Origin of the sequence: Nocardioides aestuarii (genome assembly GCF_039527245.1) — a bacterium.
Classification (GTDB): Bacteria; Actinomycetota; Actinomycetes; order Propionibacteriales; family Nocardioidaceae; genus Nocardioides; species Nocardioides aestuarii.
Genome location: NZ_BAAAJT010000003.1, coordinates 38,325 through 55,884, shown reverse-complemented (window position 1 = coordinate 55,884; position 17,560 = coordinate 38,325). Strand labels below are relative to the sequence as shown.

Here is a 17,560-nt window from a genome sequence, read left to right as displayed (position 1 = left end):
AACCACTCATTCCCAGAAGACGCGCTCCACGACCGCGTGGGCGCGACGGGTCCGCCGGAGGTAGTCGTTGACCATGGCGTCGGTGCCGCCGGGCGGGTAGCCGACGGTGATCGCGACGGCCGCCCGCTCGCGGGTGTCGCGGGGCAGCTGGTCCCCGGCCTTGCCCCTCACCAGCGTGATCGCGTTCCGGATCCGGCTCACGGTGCGCCAGCCGTCGGCCAGCACCACGGCGTCCGACTCCTCGACCAGGCCGGCCTCTCGTGCGCCCTCGAGCGCCGCGAGGGTCTGCGGCGTCCGCAGCCCCTCGACCTGCGCACCGTGGCGCATCTGCAGCAGCTGGACGGTCCACTCGATGTCGGAGAGGCCGCCCCTCCCGAGCTTGAGGTGGGTGTTGCGGTCGGCGCCGCGCGGCAGCCGCTCGGTGTCGACCCGCGCCTTGATCCGCCGGATCTCCACCACGTCGTCGTGCGTGAGGCCCTGCGCGGGGTAGCGCAGCGGGTCGATCAGCTCGGTGAACCGCCGGCGCAGCTCGGGGTCGCCGACGACCGCGTCGGCCCGCAGCAGCGCCTGCGCCTCCCACACCCGTGACCACTTCGCGTAGTAGGCGGCATAGGAGTCCAGCGTCCTGACCAGCGGTCCCTGCTTGCCCTCGGGCCGCAGGCCCGCGTCGACCTCCAGCGCCGGGTCGGGGCCGGCGACGGACAGCAGCCGGCGCAGCTCCTCCACGACGGCGCGGGCGTAGGACGCCGCCTGCTGCGCGTCGGCACCGGGCAGCGGGTCGTGGACGAACAGCACGTCGGCGTCGGAGCCGTAGGACAGCTCGAACCCGCCGTAGCGGCCCATCGCGACGACCGCCAGCGCCGTGGGTGCCTCGTCGAGCCCGCGCTGGTCCCGCACCGCGCGGCCGGCGATCTCGAGCGTCGCCTCGAGCGTCGCGTCCGTCAGTCGCGACAGCGCGGCGCCGACCTCGGCGACGTCGGTCAGCCCGACCAGCTCACCGCTGGCGATGCGCAGCAGCTCGCGGCGGCGTACGGCGCGGACCTGGCGCACCGCCTGCTCGGCCTCGTCGCGCCGTTTCCCGATCGAGGCCATCTCGTCGGTCAACGCCTCCGCGGAGAGCGGGGCCAGGTCCTCCCCCAGCATCTTCACGCCGGCGGGCTCGCGCTGGAGCAGGTCGCTGGCGTAGCGCGAGGTCGCCAGGATCGTCGCCAGCCGCTCGGCGACCTGCCCCTCGTCGCGCAGCGTGGTGAGGTACCACGGGGTCCCGCCGAGCGACTCGCTGAGCTTGCGGAAGCCGGCGAGACCCGCGTCAGGGTCGGGCGCCGAGGCGAACCACTCGAGCATGACCGGCAGCAACGTGCGCTGGATCGCCGCGCTGCGGCGTACGCCCTCGGTCAGGGAGGCGAGGTGGCGCAGCGCGGAGGTGGGGTCGACGAACCCCAGCGCCGAGAGCCGGTCGCCCGCCTGCTCGGGCGAGAGCCGCGCCCCCTCGCCGGGGATCCGGGCGACGGCCGCCAGCAGCGGGCGGTAGAAGAGCTTCTCGTGGAGCCGGCGCACCTCGCGGCGGTGGTGCTGCCACGTGCGGTCGAGCTCGGCGACCGGCTCCTTGAAGCACCCCATGCTGCGGGCGAGCCGGCGCAGGCTCGCCTCGTCGTCGGGCAGGACGTGGGTGCGCCGCATCTGGAAGAGCTGGATCCGGTGCTCGAGGGTCCGCAGGAAGGCGTACGCCGCGTGCATCGCCTCGCCGTCGGGCCGGCCGACGTAGCCGCCGACCGTCAGCTCGTGCAGGGCGCTGAGGGTGGCGGGCGCGCGGACCCTCTCGTCGGCCCTGCCGTGGACCAGCTGGAGCAGCTGGACCGCGAACTCGACGTCGCGCAGCCCGCCCGGGCCCAGCTTGAGCTGACGGTCCACCTGGGCGGCCGGGATGTTCTCGACGACGCGGCGTCGCATCGCCTGGACGTCGCCAACGAAGTTGTCGCGGTCGGCGGCCTGCCACACCAGGGGCTCGACCATCTCGGCGTACTCCTCGCCGAGGGCGCGATCACCCGCGACCGGACGCGCCTTGAGCAGGGCCTGGAACTCCCAGGTCTTGGCCCACCGCTCGTAGTAGCCGCGGTGGCTGGCGACCGTCCGGACCAGCGGTCCCTGGGTGCCCTCGGGGCGCAGCGCCGCGTCGACCGGCCAGATCGTGCCCTCGGCGGTGTGGTCGGAGCAGACCTGCATCAGGTTGCTGGCGAGCCTGGTCGCGACCCGGGTCGCCGTCGCCTCGGCCACCCCGTCGGCCGGGGCGAAGGCGAAGACCACGTCGACGTCGGAGACGTAGTTGAGCTCGTGGCCGCCGCACTTGCCCATCGCGACCACGGCGAGCCGGGCGTCGGCGTGGTCGTCGCCGACCCGGGCGCGGGCGACCGCGAGTGCGGCGTCGAGGGTGCTGGCGGCGAGGTCGGACAGCTCGGCCGCGGTGTCGTCGACGCCCTGGTCGTGGGCGAGGTCGCGGGCCGCGACGCGCAGCAGCAGCCGGCGGTACTCGACGCGGAGCGCGTCGAGGGCCTCACGATCCGGCAGCGTCGAGACCGGGACGTCCGCGGCCGGGTCCGCGCCGACTGCCCGCAGCAGGTCGGCGCGCATCGCGAAGGCCGGGGCGCGCGTCGACCCGAGGGTGGGGTCGGTGAGCTCGCGCCAGTGGTCGGGGTGGCGGACCAGGTGGTCGCCCAGCGCGCTGCTCGCGCCGAGGACGCAGAGCAGCCGCATCGCCGTGCCCTCGTCGTCGACGACGGCGTCGAACAGCCGCTCGCGGTCGTCGGCGCTCTCCAGCAGGCGCAGCAGGGCGGTGAGGGCGAGGTCCGGGTCGGCGGTGCGGCCGAGGATCGCGACCAGCTCGGGGCCGCTGCCGCCGAGTCCGTCGAGCAGCTCGCCGGCCCGGGTCGCGTCGGCGAAGCCGGCCCGGGCCAGGGTCGTCCGCCACCGCTCGGCGCGACTCACCGCCCGTCCCCCGGCCCCGCGAGGTCCACGAACCGGTGGAGCACCGGCCGCCAGGTGTCGTCGAGCTCCTGCCGGGCGTCGGCCACCGAGCCCAGCAGCGCTGCCTGGTCGAGGCCGCGCTCCTGGTGCGCGACCTGGTCACCCTCGGCCCACGACTTCAGCACGTGCTCGTCGACCTCCGGGTGGAGCTGCACGCCCCAGGCCCGGCCGGCGTAACGCACCACCTGGACCTCGTCGTCGGGTGTCCGCGCCAGGACGACCGCTCCGTCGGGCAGCCCGACCACGATGTCGTCGTTCCACTGCACGCCACGCGCCGGCCCGCCCGCGACCTCGCCGACCAACGCGTCGTCGGTCGCACCGGTCGACCAGCCGAGGTCGAGGACGCCGACCTGCTGGCCCCGCGGGTTGCGCACCACGGTGCCGCCGAGGGCCGAGGCGATCAGCTGGTGACCGAGGCAGATGCCGAGCAGCGGCACGTCGTCGGCGACGGCGACCCGGACCAGCTCCTTCACCGGGCCGAGCCAGTGGTGCAGCGCGTCGTCGTCGGCTCCCATCGACCCGCCGAGCACCAGGACGGCGTCGTACGGCGCGAGGGCGGACGGCAGCGCGTCACCGGCCCACGGTCGGCACACCTCCAGCTCGGCGCCGGCCTCCTCCAGCCAGGTGCCGACGTGGGCGGGCGGGCACGCCGCCTCGTGCTCGATCACCAGGACCCGCATCAGAACCCGCTCCTGACCTCGGGGATGCCGAAGACCACGCCCAGCGTCGTCAGCAGCGCGGCCACGACGGTGCCGACGGCCAGGGTCGGCCGGGACCGCAGCAGGGCCAGGCCCGCGGCGGTGAGGCCAGCGGCGATGTAGGCGGTCGGCCCACCGAGCCACCAGCCCGGCTCGACCTCCTCGAAGCCCGTGAGGAGGTAGCCCTCACGCATCCCCACCACGGCGCCGACCAGCCCGGCCAGGCCGGCGAGCAGAGTGGGCAGGCCGAAGGACCAGCGCGCCACGGGGCTGGCCAGCAGCGGCCCGAGCAGCGCCGCGAGGAGGACTAGGCCGGCGACCACGAGTCCCGACCAGGAGAGGACGGTCCAGGAGGCCAGGTCGAAGTGAAGATCGGAGAGCTCGTGGAGGCAGAGCCACGCGAGGAGCAGCGCCACGGTCGCCAGCAGGAGCCGTCCGACGAACCCGGCGAGCCGCCCCTCGGCCGGTCGTTCCGGGAGCGGCGCGAGGAGGGCCAGCGCCACGGCGGCCGCGGCGACCACGACCGGTGCGACCGGCCGCGGCTCCTCCGCGCCCCAGAGCACCGCCGCCCCCAGCCCCAGGCCGACGGCGAGCAGCAGGTCGGCGGACCGCCGGGCCCGGCCCGACACGACCGAGGCGAGCGCGAGGACCAGGGCCCCACCCAGCACGAGCGTGGCCGCGTGGGTGGTGACCGGTACCCAGCCGGGGACGGCGCCGTACCCGGACGCCGGGTCGGTGGGGTCGTAGTCGATCCCGAGCAGCTCGACGCTCGCCAGGGCGGCGTACACCCAGGTCGCGAGTCCCAGCCACAGGCCGGTGACCGTCGGCCAGCGGCTGGTGGGGCGATCGGCCATCAGATGACGGGGAGCATCCGGTCGCGCTCGAACGCCGAGACCTGGATCCGGTACTCCTCCCACTCCTTGCGCTTGTTGCGCAGGAAGAAGTCGAAGACCTGCTCCCCCAGCGCCTCGGCGAGCAGCTCGCTGTTCTCGGCGATCCCGATCGCGTCCTGGAGGCTGCCCGGCAGCGGCTGGATGCCGAGGCTCTTGCGCTCGCGCTCCGACAGGGTCCACATGTCGTCCTCGGCCTCGCGGGGCAGCTCATAGCCCTCGTCGATGCCCTTGAGACCGGCGGCGAGGATGACGGCGAACGCGAGGTAGGGGTTGCACGCGGCGTCGACGGTACGGACCTCGATCCGCGTCGACGGGCCCTTGTTCGGCTTGTACATCGGGACCCGGATCATCGCCGAGCGGTTGTTGTGCCCCCAGCAGATGTAGGGCGGCGCCTCGTCGCCGGCGAGCAGGCGCTTGTAGCTGTTGACCCACTGGTTGGTGACCACCGAGATCTCGCTCGCGTGGTGGAGCAGCCCGGCGATGAACTGCCGGCCGGTCTTGGACAGCTGATACTCGGCCCCCGCCTCGAAGAAGGCGTTCTGGTCGCCCTCGAAGAGGCTGACGTGGGTGTGCATGCCCGAGCCGGGGTGGGTCGTGAAGGGCTTCGGCATGAAGCTCGCCCAGATCCCCTGGCTCAACGCGACCTCGCGGACCACCGTGCGGAAGGTCATCACGTTGTCGGCGGTCGTCAGCGCGTCGGCGTAGCGCAGGTCGATCTCCTGCTGGCCCGGGCCGCCCTCGTGGTGGCTGAACTCCACCGAGATCCCCATCGACTCCAGCATCGTGATCGCCTCGCGGCGGAAGTCGTTGGCGCTCGACTGGGGCGTGTGGTCGAAGAAGCCGCTCCGGTCGACCGGCTCGGGCTCCTCCCCCGGACCGGGCGTGTTCTTGAAGAGGTAGAACTCGATCTCGGGGTGGGTGTAGAAGGTGAAGCCGCGGTCGGCCGCCTTGGCCAGCTGACGCTTCAGCACGTGCCGCGGGTCGGCGTAGGACGGGGAGCCGTCCGGCATCTCGATGTCGCAGAACATCCGGGCCGTCGCCGGCCGCTCGCCGCGCCACGGCAGGATCTGGAAGGTCGTCGGGTCGGGCTTGGCGAGCATGTCGGACTCGTAGACCCGGGCGAAGCCCTCGACCGACGAACCGTCGAAGCCGATGCCCTCCTCGAAGGCCCCCTCCAGCTCCGCCGGCGCCACCGACACCGACTTGAGGTAGCCCAGCACGTCGGTGAACCACAGCCGCACGAACCGCACGTCGCGCTCCTCGAGCGCCCGCAGCACGAAGTCTTCCTGCTTGCCCATGACGTCACCCTATCCACGCCCGACCGCCTCCCGAGCTCGTCGTACCCGACATGAGCGTCGTGATCTCGCGGAATCACGACGCTCATGTCGGGTGCGACGTGCGGAAGGCTCAGCCGGTGGGGACGTCGCGCTCGATCTCGCGCAGCCAGGCGGCGGCGCTGGCGTCGCTCGGCATCCGCCAGTCCCCGCGCGGGCTCATCGTGCCGCCGGCGCTGACCTTCGGCCCGTTCGGCAGGGCGGAGCGCTTGAACTGGCTGGCGAAGAACCGCTTCGTGAAGACCTCCAGCCAGTGCCGCACGGCGGCGAGGTCGTACGCCGGCCGCCCCTGCTCGGGATAGCCGGCCGGCCAGTCGCCGGTCGACGCGTCGGCCCAGGCGTGGTGGGCCAGGAACGCGATCCGGGACGGACGCGCTCCGCGCCGGATGGTGTGGAACAGCGTGAAGTCCTGGAGGGCGTAGGGGCCCACCGACTCCTCGGTGGACTGCTGCCCGCCCGGGATCAGCTCCGGCGTGATCTCCTGGTCGAGGACCTCGCGCAGCACGTCGGCGGTGCCGCCGTCGAACTGCCCGGAGTCGGCGACCCAGCGGATCAGGTGCTGGATGAGGGTCTTCGGGACGCCGGCGTTGACGCCGTAGTGGGACATCTGGTCGCCGACCCCGTAGGTGCACCAGCCCAGCGCGAGCTCGGACAGGTCGCCGGTGCCGAGCACGATGCCGCCGCGGTGGTTGGCGAGCCGGAAGAGGTAGTCGGTGCGCAGCCCGGCCTGGACGTTCTCGAACGTGACGTCGTAGACCTCCTCGCCGTCGGCGTAGGGGTGGTCGAGGTCGGCGAGCATCTGCCGCGCGGCGGCCGTGATGTCGAGCTCCTCGAAGGTGACGCCGAGGCACTTCGACAGCCGCGTGGCCAGCGACTTGGTCGCCTCGCCGGTCGCGAAGCCCGGCATCGTGAAGGCGTGGATGTCCGAGCGGGGCCGTCCCAGCCGGTCCATCGCACGAGCGGCGACGACGAGCGCGTGGGTCGAGTCGAGCCCGCCGCTGACGCCGATCACGATCTTCGGGTGGCCGATGGCGGCCAGCCGCTGCTCGAGGCCCGAGACCTGGATGTTGTAGGCCTCGTAGCAGTCGAGGGCGAGCCGCTCGGGGTCGTCGGGCACGAACGGGAACCGGTCGACCTTGCGCCGCAGGCCGACGTCACCGCCCGGGGGCCGGAGCTCGAAGCCGACGGTCCGGAAGGGGCGTCGTCCGGTGGCGCGGGCGTTGTCGTCGAAGGTGCCCTGCCGCAGCCGCTCCTGCCTGATCCGCTGGAGGTCGACGTCGGTGGTGCTGCGGCGCGGTCCGTCGGGGAACCGCTCGCTCTCGGCCAGCAGGTCGCCGCACTCGTAGACCATCGTCTGGCCGTCCCACGACAGGTCGGTGGTCGACTCCCCCTGCCCCGCGGCCGCGTAGAGGTAGGCCGCCGAGCAGCGGGCGCTCGCCGACCGGACCAGCAGCCGGCGGTCCTCGGCGCGGGCGATGGTGATCGGGGATCCGGACAGGTTGGCCAGCACCGTCGCACCTGCCAGCGAGGCCTCCGCGCTCGGCGGCACCGGCACCCACATGTCCTCGCAGACCTCGACGTGGAGGACGAGGCCCGGCACGTCCGAGGCGGTGAAGAGCAGGTCCGGCCCGAGCGGCACGTCCTGCCCGGCGAGCCGGATCGTCGAGCCCGCGCGGTCGTCACCCGGCGCGAACCAGCGGCGCTCGTAGAACTCGCGGTAGGTCGGCAGGTAGGACTTCGGCGCCACGCCCAGCACCCGGCCGCGGTGGACGACCACCGCGCAGTTGAGGACGCGCGAGCCGTGGACGAGGGGCGCACCGACCACGACGACGGGCGTCAGGTCGGCGGTCGCCTCGACCAGGGTCTGGAGCGCCAGGAGCGTCTCCTCCAGCAGCGTGTCCTGCAGCAGCAGGTCGTCGATGGCATAGCCGGTCAGCGACAGCTCCGGGAAGAGCGCGACGGCCACTCCGTCCTCGTGGCACTCCCGCACCTGCTCGACGATCGTTGCGGCGTTGGCGGCAGGGTCGGCCACCGCGACGGGCACCGTGCAGGCGGCGACCCGGGCGAACCCTTGGGCGTAGGCGGAGTGGAAGTCCACGCCTCGAGTCTAGGGATCAGCGATCCCGGATCGGCGTGTAGTCGTCGGGTTCACCGTCGACCATGTAGTTGGGGTCGGCCTTGATGTTCTCGACCTGGCGCTGCAGCCACGCCTCGTCGGAGGTCTCGATCTCACGCTCGGCGAGCTGGTCGCGGAGATACTGGACGAGGTCGATCTCCCCGTCCGGGTCCGAGTCGCGGGCCACCGACGTGGAGTCGACCGCGGCCTGGAGGTCTGCGTCGTGCTGGTCCACCATGGGACCGATCGTGGCACTCCGACCAGGCCCGGACCTCACCCCGACGTGGTAGACCTCTGCCCGTGCGCGAGCGCCCGACCCACGCCTCCGACGAGGAGGTCCTCTCGCTCGTCCGTCGCGCCTGGCTGCCCGACGCCGACGAGGTCGAGCACCTCCCGGTCGGCTTCGGGGGGTGGCACTGGCGGGTCACCGTGGCCGGCGAGCCGCGGCTGTTCGCGACGCTCGACGTGCTCGGCGTCCACCACACCGCCGACACCCTCGAGGCGACGTACGCCGCCGCGGCCGCGCTCGCCGACGACCTGGACCTCGTGGTGCCTTCGCTGCCCGGCCGCGACGGCCGGTTCACGACTCCGTTGGGCGACGGCCTGCTCAGCGCCACCCGCTGGGTCGACGGCCACCGTCCGGACGGCTCGGCCACGGCCGAGCTGCTGGAGCGGCTCCATGCAGCACCGCCGCCGCCCGCCCTCACCCCCTGGCGCCCGCTGGTCGCGTCGGACCTCCCGGAGGAGCTCGCCGCGAGGACGCTGACGCCGTGGACCGGCGGACCCCACGGCGAGGACGCCCGGGACCTGCTCGTCGCCCACCTCGACGGCGTCGCCACGTGGGTCGCCGACTACCTCCGGCTCGCCGGCGCGACCGACCCCTCGACCTGGGTCACCACCCACGGTGAGCCGCACATCCGCAACCAGCTCCAGACGGGCCGGGGCGTGGTGCTCGTCGACTGGGAGTCGGCGCGCCTGGCGCCGGCCGAGCGGGACCTGCGCTGGCTCGATCCCCCCGTCGGCGACCCCGACCTGCTGCGGATGTTCGCGCTCGAGTGGCGGCTCGACGAGCTCACCCAGTACGCCGACCGGTTCGAGCAGCCCCACCCGGGCAACGAGAGCGACCGGGTCGCCCTGGGCGGCCTGCGGGAGTCACTCACGCCGTAGCGGTCAGGCCTTCTCGTCGTCGTCGGCCTCGTCGACGGCCTCGGCCGGCTCCTCCGCCTCCGCCTCGGCGACCTGGAGCTCGGCGTCGTCGACCTCGAGCTCGGCGTCGTCGACCTCGGGCTCCTGCGCCGGCTCCTCTGTCGAGGCCCCGACCGCGTCCTCCGGCTTGTCCGTGAGCAGGCCGGCCGCGGCCCCGCCGGTGAGGGTGGCGAGCATCTGGCGGACGTTGCCGAGCTGGGCGTTGATGCTGTCGCGGCGCTGGGTGGCGGCGACGAGCTCACGGTCGGACTCCTCGCGGATCCGGTCGGCGTGGGTGCGGGCCGCGGCGATGATGCCCTCGGCCTCCTTCTGGGCGTCCTCGACGAGCCGGCGCGCGCCGGTCTCGGCCTCGGTCCGGATCCGCTGGGCGTCGCCGCGGGTGCGGTCGAGGTGGCTCTGGGCCTCCACGAGCTGCGACTTCGCGGTCTCGAACTGGGCGGCGAACTCGCCTTCCGCGGCGTCGCGCCGGGCGGCGAGCGTGGTCTCGAAATCGGCGGCAGCGCGCGCGGCCTCGGCCTGCTGCGCCTCGTAGACGGCATCGGCCTCGGCACGTCGGGCCGACGCCTCGCGCTCGGCCTCGTCGCCGAGCTCGTCGGCCCGGCGGTGGGCCCCGGCGACCAGCCGCTCGGCCTCCTCGTCAGCCTCGGCGCGACGCGCCGCGGCGTACTCCTGGGCGTCGGTGCGCTGCCTCTCGGCGGTGCTCGTCGCCTCGGCGAGCAGGGCGTCGGCGTCGGCGCGGGCGTTGCCACGGATCTCGGCGGCCTCGTCCTCGGCGAGCGTGAGGATGTCGCCGACCCGCTTGCCGAGGTCGGCGAAGGTCGCGGGCTCCGGCGCCTGCTCGGCCTGCAGCGTCCGCGAGGCCTCGAGCTCGCGGACCTTGGCGCTCAGCTCGGCGATCCGTTGCTGCTGGTTGCCCTGCTCCTTGAGCAGGTCGGCGACGTGGCGGTTGACGTCGGTGGGCTCGTAGCCGCGACGGACGATCCGGAAGGACGGCTCGGAGCCGCCGGTGGAGGTGGTGTCGGACATGGGCTACTGCTCGCTCTCGGGGTCAGAGGTGGGGGTGGTGGGGGTGCTCGGGTCGGGGACGGCGAGGGCCTGGATGACGCCGGACATCCCGCCGAGCTCCTCGACGATGGCGTCGCGCCGGCGGGTCAGGTCGGCGACCTCGGCGCGCAGGGTGTCGCGATGCCGCTCGGCCTCCTGGACCAGTCGGTCGTGCTCCTGCTTCGCCTCGCGTCGTACGGCGTCGGCCTGGTCGTGGGCCTCGCTGAGGATCTGCTGGGCCTGGGACCGGGACCGACCGAACTCCTCGGCGACCTGCTCGCGCAGGGTGCGGGCCCCGGTGGCGGCGTCGCCGAGGCGCCGCTCGGCCTGCTCCTCGGCGTCGGCGAGGACCCGCTCCGCCTCCGCCCGCTGGGCGTCGGCCTCCCGCCGGGCCCCGTCGACGAGGCGGGTCGCCTCGGACCGGGCGTCCTCGAGGGTGGACGTCGCCTGCCCCCCGAGCTCGTCGCGCTGCTGCTGGGCCTCGGCGTCGGCCGCCTGACGGGCGGCCTCGCGCTCCTCGTCCCACCGGTCCTGCTCGGCCCGCCGGTCGGCGATCTCCCGGTCGAGCTCCTCGCGCGTGTCGGCGAGCAGCCGCTCGGCCTGACCCTCGGCGGTCGCGATCACGTCGGCCACCGTCTTGTCGGCCCACGCGGACTGCTCGGCAGCCTCGGCGAGCTGACGGTCGGCCTCCTGGCGGGCCGCGGTCAGCCGCTGCTCGCCCTCGGCGACGAGGGCGTCGTGCTGGGCCTGGGCGTCCCCCTTGAGCGTGGCGGCCTCGTCCTGGGCCTCGCCCCGGATCACCGCGGCGGCGACGTCGGCCTGCTCGCGCACCTCGTTGGCCGCGACGATCGCCTCGGCCTCGAGGCCCTGGACGACCCGGGCGACCTCGGCGCGGCGGGTCTGGGCGTCCCGGTCGGCCTCGGCCAGCAGGGCGGCGGCACGCTCCTCGGCGGCGGCCAGCATCGCGGCCACCTGCGCCTCCGCGTCCGTACGACGGCGGGCGGTCTCCGCCTCGACCTCGTGGCGCGCCTGCTCGGCGGTCGCGGCCTCCTCGTCGGCGAGGGCACGGGCGTCGGCCAGCAGCTGGTCGCGGTCGCGCCCGGCGGCCTGCATGATCAGCAGCGCCTGCTCGCCGGCGTCGCTGATCAGCTCCTGGCCCTGCTCGGAGGCGCGGGCGAGCCGCGTCGTGGCCTGCTCGCGAGCCCGTTCGGCCTCGCCCAGCGCCTGCTCCGCCTCGGTCCGCGCCGACGCGGTGCGCTTCTCGTTCTCGCGTGCGCCGGCGGTCAGCTCCTCGGCCTCGGCGCGCGCCTCGCGGAGCAGCTCGTCGGCCACCCTCTGGGCGCGCTCCAGCGCCGAGGCGACGGAACCCGAACCCGACATGGACGTGATTGTCCCAACACTTGCCGTCCGGGACCAGACCGGGTCCGCGGCGCTAGCGTGGAGGGCGACCCAGTGAGCCCGTGTACCCCCGTCCGGGGACGCCAGGCGACGAGGAGAACCGCATGACCGAGCCCGAGCAGCCCGCGCCCTACGGCGGCGGGTCGAGCACACCGCCGGCACCCGTCAAGCGGGTCCGCACCCATCACCTCCGCGAGATGAAGGAGCGTGGGGAGAAGATCACGATGCTGACGGTCTACGACATGTACACCGCGGCGGTCTTCGACGAGGCCGGCATCGACATCCTCTTCATCGGCGACTCCGCCGCCAACAACGTGCTGGGCTACGAGACCACGATCCCGGTGACCGTCGACGAGCTGATCCCCCTGGTGCGAGCCGTCGCGAGGACCGCGAAGCGCGGCCTGGTGCTCGCCGACCTCCCGTTCGGCAGCTATCAGGCGTCTCCCGAGCAGGCGTTCCACACCGGCGTGCGCTTCATGAAGGAGGCAGGCGCCCACGCGGTCAAGCTCGAGGGCGGGGCCGAGGTCGCGCCGCAGGTCGAGAAGCTCGCCACCAACGGCATCCCGGTGATGGCCCACATCGGCTTCACCCCCCAGAGCGAGCACTCCCTCGGCGGCTACCGCGTCCAGGGCCGGGGCGACGCCTCCGACCGGGTCCTCGCCGATGCCCACGCGATGGAGCAGGCCGGCGCGTTCGCCGTCGTCATGGAGATGGTGCCCGGCGACGTCGCCGCGCAGGTCTCGAAGGAGCTGACGATCCCGACGATCGGCATCGGCGCCGGCCCCGACTGCGACGGCCAGGTGCTGGTCTGGCAGGACGCCTTCGGACTGAGGACGGGCCGGATGGCGCGGTTCGTCAAGCAGTACGCCGACGTCCACGGCGTGCTGCTGGACGCCGCGCGCGCCTACCGCGACGACGTACGGGACGGCACGTTCCCCGGCCCGGAGCACACCTTCTGACGGCTCGCGGTCGGCCGGCCGGGCTACCGTGACGCGCATGCGCACCCTGGTGCCCGCTCTCGGGCTCGCCCTCGTCGTCACCACTGCGCCGGCCTGTGCCGCCGAGGACCGGCCGGCACCGGCCCCGGACCCGGACCCGGCGAGCAGCAGCAGCAGCAGCGCCCCCGAGTCGGAGCCCTCGGACGGCGGCAGCGCCACCCCCGAGCGCGAGCGGACGCCCGCCTCCGCGCCCCGGCTGCGCGTGCGCACGGTGGTCGACGGCCTCGACAACCCCTGGGACGTGAAGCGGCTCCCGGGCGGCACGCTGCTCGTGACCGAGCGCGACAACCGGCGGCTGTCGACCGTCACCGCGGGTGAACGGTCCACCGTGGAGTTCGACTCGAGCTCGATCTGGGTGTCCGGCGAGACCGGGCTGATGTCCCTGGAGGTCGACCCCGACTTCGCCGACAACCGGACGTTCTACACCTGCTCGGGCTGGGAGAAGGCCGGCGGCGGCCACGACGTGCGAGTCATCGCCTGGGAGCTGGCCGAGGACGAGGCCAGCGCGACCCGGCTGCGCACCGTGGTCAAGGGCTTCCCGACCTCCAGCGGTCGCCACGGCGGCTGCCGCCTCCTGATCGCCCGCAACGGCGCGATGCACGTCGGCACGGGCGACGCCGCGATCGGCACCAACCCGCGCAACCTGAAGTCACTCGGCGGCAAGACGCTGCGGCTCGACCCGGACACCGGCAAGCCGTGGCCGAACAACCCGTTCGCCCAGGCGAAGAACCGCAAGAAGCGCTTGGTGTTCACCTACGGCCACCGCAACGTCCAGGGGCTCGCCCAGCGCAGGGACGGCAGCGTCTGGTCCGTCGAGCACGGCTCCTACCGCGACGACGAGGTCAACCTGCTCCGCCGTGGCGGCGACTACGGCTGGAACCCGACCACCGACGGAGGGCCCGGCTACGACGAGTCGGTGCCCATGACCGACCAGTCCCTGCCGGGCCGGCAGCTCCCCGCCCGGTGGCGCTCGGGCGACCCGACGATCGCGACGTCCGGGGCGGCGTGGGTCTACGGCAAGAAGTGGGGCCGCTACGCCGGCACGCTGGCGGTCGCGGCGCTCAAGGCCGAGCGGGTGGTCTTCATGAAGTTCGACTCCCGCGGCCGGCTGAAGTGGACCCGCGCCCCGAAGGCGCTGCGCGGGCTGGACCGGCTGCGGTCGGTCACCCAGCTGCCGGACCGCGACCTCCTGCTGACCACCGACAACGACGGCGGCGGCCGCATCCTGCGCGTCACTGCCCGCTGACGGCGTAGGCGCGCGCCAGCTCGACGCGCGACCGGAAGCCGCGCTTGCGGAAGATGTTGCCGAGGTGGCGCTCGACGGTCTTCGGGCTGAGGAAGAGGACGGCCGCGACGTCCTTGTTCGTACGCCCCTCGGCCACCAGCAGCGCGACGCGCGTCTCCTGCGAGGTCAGGGCCTCGCCGGTGCCGGCGGTCCGGGCCCGGGCCGAGGCGCCGGTCGCCCGGAGCTCCGCCGCGGCGACGTCACGCCATCGGAGCAGTCCCATCCGCTCGAAGGCGGCACGTGCGGGCTCGAGCTGATCCCGAGCCGCCCTGCGCCGACCCTCTCGCCGCAACCTCGAGCCGAGCAGCAGACGCGCGCGCGCTCGTTCGAACGGGTCCGCGTGCCGGTGCTCCCCCTCGACCACGGTGCGCAAGCACGCCGCAGCCTCGTCGACGTCGTCGGCAACCAGTCCCCGGCAGCGCATCAGCAGGGCCGCGACCTCCGCGGGCGCGCCCGTCTCGTACGCCGCGGCGAACCGCTGCGTCAGCGACACGGCCTCCTGCCGGCGTCCGAGGCCGACCCACGCCTCGACGAGCAGCGGCGCGACGCCGAGCGGCTCGCCCATCATCCCGAGTCCACCGTCGACCTCGAGCCGGTCCTCGAGCAGGGCGGCGACCTCCGGCAGGTCGTCGCGGCAGAGTGCGCAGTAGGCGCTGTTCAGTGCGTGGTGGGCGGCCTGGTCCACCGTCCCCGCGCGCTCGAGCATCTCCCGAGCCCGCAGGAGTGCTGCGGTGGCCTCGTCGTGGGAGCCGCGTGCAGCGTGCTGCCAGGCCAGCTGCTCGAGGGCGATCGCCGTGTCGGCGACGAACCCGAGGCAGTCGGCGAGCTCTACGGCCTCGCCGGCGTCGGCGAAGGCCCGCTCGTGATCGCCGACCATCGAACGGGCACCTGCGCTGAGGGCCAGCAGCGGAACCAGGACGCCGATCGCTCCGCGGCGCCGGAGGTCGTCGATCCGGCTCGCACCGCGCCGCAGTGCCTCCTCCACGCTCCCGCTCAGGGCTGCGGCGATGGCCATCAGCAGCAGCGCCCGCGGGTCGTCCCGGAGCACCTCGTCGAGCGCAAGCGCGGTCACGTCGTCGAGCACCACCCCGGCGGCGTCGTAGTCGCCCGCGAGGAAGCGCACCAGCCCGGTCACGGCCCTCGCACGAAGACGGCTGCCGGGGTCGTCGGCATCGAGGTCGCCCTCCAGCCGGAGCGCGCACTCGGCGATCGTCGCGACGTCACCGAGCCGGAAGGCCACCACCGCGCGCTCGGTCAGCGCGTCGGTCAGTGCGCTGCCCTCGAGCAGGGCACAGGCCTCGGCGAGGACGTCGGCCGCGCGCACCACCGAGCCGGCGTACTGCTCCAGCAGGCCGAGGACGAGCAGCGCCCTGCCACGTACGGCCGGCGGGCAGGGCCGACGCACCACCTCCTCGACGAGGTCGCGGGTGCCGTCGAGGTCGCCGGCGACGAAGCTGTCGCCGGCCGCCTCGGCGAGCCGCTCGGCCCCCAGGTCGTCGTCGGTCGTCAGGAGCGCCGCCCGCCGCAGGTGCGCCGACGCCGCGGCGTATCCCGCGCGCGTGCGCGCCCCCTCGGCGGCAGCCACCAGCGCCTCCGCCAGGTCGTCGTCGGGCCCGGTGGCGGCAGCGGCCAGGTGGAGGACGCGGGCCACGCTGTCCGCAGGGAGCTGGTCGGCCAGCCGCTGGTGGGCGGCGCGCACCCGTGACGCCGGCGCACGGCGCAGCACGGCCGAGCGCACCAACGGGTGGCGGAACCGGTCGCCCTGCTCGCCGGACACCAGCAGGCGTCGTGCGGCCGCCTCGTCCAACCCGGCGCGCGGCGCGATCCGCACCCCGACGACCGGGTCGAGCGCGACCAGCAGCAGCGCGTCGTCCACCTCCGGGGCGAGTCCGGTCACGACAGGGTCGTAGACGGTGTGGAGCAGGTCGCCGGCGGGCAGCGGGTCCGGCAGCGAGGCGGCGCCGGTCCGCTGGGCCGCGGTCAGCCGACCCGCCACCTCGAGCAGGCCCAGCGGGTTGCCGCCGGTCAGCGCGCGGAGGCGCTCCGCCACGACCGGCGACACGTCGTCCGAGAGCAGGGCCGCCGCAGCGCCCTCACCGAGCCCGCCCACGCGCAGAACCCGGATCCCCGTCCGCCACTCGGGGGCCAGCGTGCCGTCACGAGCGGCCATCACGAACGCCACCCGCTCGCCGGACGACCGACGGGCGGCGAAGAGGACGGCGTCGGCGGACTCCCGGTCGAGCCAGTGCAGGTCGTCGACCACGACGACGAGCGGACGCTCCGACGCGGCCGCCGAGAGCAGGGAGAGCACGCCCGCGCCCACGAGGAACCGGTCGACCCCGTCCCGCGCGGAGCGCCATCCGAGCGCAGCACCGAGCGCCGCGGCCTGGGTCTCCGGCACCTCCCCGAGCAGGTGACCCACCGGGGCCAGCAGCTCCAGGAGACCGGCGTGAGCGAGGGCTGCCTCGCCCGGCACCCCGTGGCACGCCAGGACCGCGGCGTCGTCGGCTATGTGGCGCAGCGACCCGAGCAGCGCGGTCTTCCCGATGCCGGCCTCCCCGGTGACGAGGAGTGCGGACGCGGACCCGCTCCGGGCCTCGTCGACCACACCGCGGAGCGCCGCCAGCTCACGCTCCCGGCCGACGACCGGCGGCAACTTGGGGGATTTGCCCGACGCGGCGCCCGGCGTCCCACGGCCACTCTGGTCGGGACGCCCGACACCAGGAGGAACCGCCCATGAGGACATCACCAGACATCGTAGGGATGCTCGGCCGGGCACTGCGCTCTCCGTCGTGGCGGCTCGCGGCCTGGCGCTGCCCGGTCCGGGCGGTACGGCGGTGAGCCGCCCACTGCTGGGCGCGGTCGACCACGTAGCTCTCTCCGTGACCGACCTCGACCGGAGCGAGCAGTTCTACACGACGGTGCTGGGGTTCGTCGTGGTGATGGTCGTGCCCGACGGGCGCATCTGCATGCACCCCGACACCGCCCTGATGCTCGCGCTGGTCCGCCACGAGAAGCGCAGGGGCGGGCCGTTCTCCGAGCTCGACACCGGCGTCGACCACCTGGGCATCGCGGTCTCCTCCCGCGACGACCTGGTGCGGTGGGAGCACCGCCTCGCCGACCACGGCGTGACCTACACACCCGTGCGCGACGAGCTCTTCGGCTCGCACCTGAACTTCCGCGACCCCGACGCGATCGCCCTCGAGCTGACCTCGGGCAACGAGCTGATGGCGACGGCCCGGGCAGAGTTCCGATCCGGGCATGCGAGCACCGACGACATCGCAGCCTTCGTCGCCCACCACGTCGGCGCCGAGTTCGCCGTCAGCTGAGGGCGGCCTGCCCGACGACGGCGACCACCCACACGAGCGCCACCGCTCCCGCGACGGCGGGCAGCCGCCGTGGGTGGGGCGTCCACCAGCGCACGGCGAGAACGAGGGCGGCGACCCACACCAGGGCGAGCAGCAGCACCAGCCACCACGGCGAGAGGAGCGCGCTCGCACCGATCAGGAAGGCCGTGCAGGCCAGGCCGATCATCCCGGTGAAGGGCCACGGTGACGCCTTCTCCAC

Annotated in this window: 14 protein-coding genes; 4 read left to right on the top strand and 10 right to left on the bottom strand. The window is 74.2% G+C overall.

The genetic code is table 11. The annotated features are described in order from the left end of the window. Positions 1–6: 6 nt before the first annotated feature. The 6 genes from ABD091_RS17790 to ABD091_RS17765 form a co-directional block, all read right to left on the bottom strand. Complete coding sequence (locus tag ABD091_RS17790) at positions 7–2,982, bottom strand: bifunctional [glutamine synthetase] adenylyltransferase/[glutamine synthetase]-adenylyl-L-tyrosine phosphorylase (RefSeq protein WP_343921102.1); 2,976 nt, start codon at positions 2,980–2,982, stop codon at positions 7–9. Then, complete coding sequence (locus ABD091_RS17785) at positions 2,979–3,701, bottom strand: type 1 glutamine amidotransferase (protein ID WP_343921100.1); 723 nt, start codon at positions 3,699–3,701, stop codon at positions 2,979–2,981. Before ABD091_RS17785 ends, ABD091_RS17790 begins: the two co-directional genes overlap by 4 nt. Then, a complete protein-coding gene (locus tag ABD091_RS17780) occupies positions 3,701–4,573 on the bottom strand; it encodes a hypothetical protein (protein ID WP_343921098.1) in 873 nt (290 codons plus the stop codon). Before ABD091_RS17780 ends, ABD091_RS17785 begins: the two co-directional genes overlap by 1 nt. Then, a complete protein-coding gene (gene glnA, locus ABD091_RS17775; RefSeq protein ID WP_343921096.1) occupies positions 4,573–5,910 on the bottom strand; it encodes a type I glutamate--ammonia ligase in 1,338 nt (445 codons plus the stop codon). The genes ABD091_RS17780 and glnA overlap by 1 nt, the downstream gene beginning before the upstream one ends. 109 nt (positions 5,911–6,019) lie before the next feature. Beyond that, the gene (locus ABD091_RS17770; RefSeq protein WP_343921095.1) at positions 6,020–8,044 is read right to left on the bottom strand and encodes an NAD(+) synthase; all 2,025 of its coding nucleotides are present in this window, start codon (positions 8,042–8,044) and stop codon (positions 6,020–6,022) included. Positions 8,045–8,060: 16 nt separating this feature from the next. Further along, positions 8,061–8,300 carry a hypothetical protein gene (locus ABD091_RS17765; protein WP_343921094.1) on the bottom strand — a complete coding sequence of 80 codons (240 nt, stop codon included), beginning with the start codon at positions 8,298–8,300 and terminating at the stop codon, positions 8,061–8,063. A gap of 62 nt (positions 8,301–8,362) precedes the next feature. Between ABD091_RS17765 and ABD091_RS17760 the strand changes: the two genes are divergently transcribed. Beyond that, complete coding sequence (locus ABD091_RS17760; RefSeq protein WP_343921093.1) at positions 8,363–9,229, top strand: hypothetical protein; 867 nt, start codon at positions 8,363–8,365, stop codon at positions 9,227–9,229. A 3-nt stretch (positions 9,230–9,232) separates the two neighbouring features. Here the strand turns inward: ABD091_RS17760 and ABD091_RS17755 are convergent, their stop codons facing one another. Both ABD091_RS17755 and ABD091_RS17750 read right to left on the bottom strand, forming a co-directional pair. Continuing rightward, complete coding sequence (locus ABD091_RS17755) at positions 9,233–10,294, bottom strand: coiled-coil domain-containing protein (RefSeq protein WP_343921092.1); 1,062 nt, start codon at positions 10,292–10,294, stop codon at positions 9,233–9,235. 3 nt (positions 10,295–10,297) lie between these two features. Then, complete coding sequence (locus ABD091_RS17750) at positions 10,298–11,692, bottom strand: coiled-coil domain-containing protein (RefSeq protein ID WP_343921090.1); 1,395 nt, start codon at positions 11,690–11,692, stop codon at positions 10,298–10,300. Positions 11,693–11,814: 122 nt separating this feature from the next. Here ABD091_RS17750 and panB point away from each other — a divergent pair, with 122 nt between their 5' ends. Together panB and ABD091_RS17740 are read left to right on the top strand one after the other, a co-directional pair. Then, the gene (gene panB, locus ABD091_RS17745; RefSeq protein ID WP_343921088.1) at positions 11,815–12,669 is read left to right on the top strand and encodes a 3-methyl-2-oxobutanoate hydroxymethyltransferase; all 855 of its coding nucleotides are present in this window, start codon (positions 11,815–11,817) and stop codon (positions 12,667–12,669) included. A 37-nt stretch (positions 12,670–12,706) separates the two neighbouring features. Next, positions 12,707–13,954: a PQQ-dependent sugar dehydrogenase gene (locus ABD091_RS17740; RefSeq protein ID WP_343921086.1), complete on the top strand. Its 1,248-nt coding sequence runs from the start codon at positions 12,707–12,709 to the stop codon at positions 13,952–13,954. Here the strand turns inward: ABD091_RS17740 and ABD091_RS17735 are convergent. After that, positions 13,941–16,649, bottom strand: coding sequence for an AAA family ATPase (locus ABD091_RS17735; RefSeq protein ID WP_343921084.1), 2,709 nt, complete (start codon positions 16,647–16,649; stop codon positions 13,941–13,943). The genes ABD091_RS17740 and ABD091_RS17735 overlap by 14 nt on opposite strands. Positions 16,650–16,785: 136 nt before the next feature. Here ABD091_RS17735 and ABD091_RS17730 point away from each other — a divergent pair, with 136 nt between their 5' ends. Continuing rightward, on the top strand, positions 16,786–17,322 hold the full coding sequence (locus ABD091_RS17730; protein ID WP_343921081.1) for a VOC family protein: 537 nt from the start codon (positions 16,786–16,788) through the stop codon (positions 17,320–17,322). Here ABD091_RS17730 and ABD091_RS17725 read toward each other — a convergent pair. Further along, positions 17,315–17,560 (bottom strand): hypothetical protein, encoded by a 246-nt coding sequence (locus tag ABD091_RS17725; protein WP_343921079.1) that lies wholly within the window; start codon positions 17,558–17,560, stop codon positions 17,315–17,317. The genes ABD091_RS17730 and ABD091_RS17725 overlap by 8 nt on opposite strands.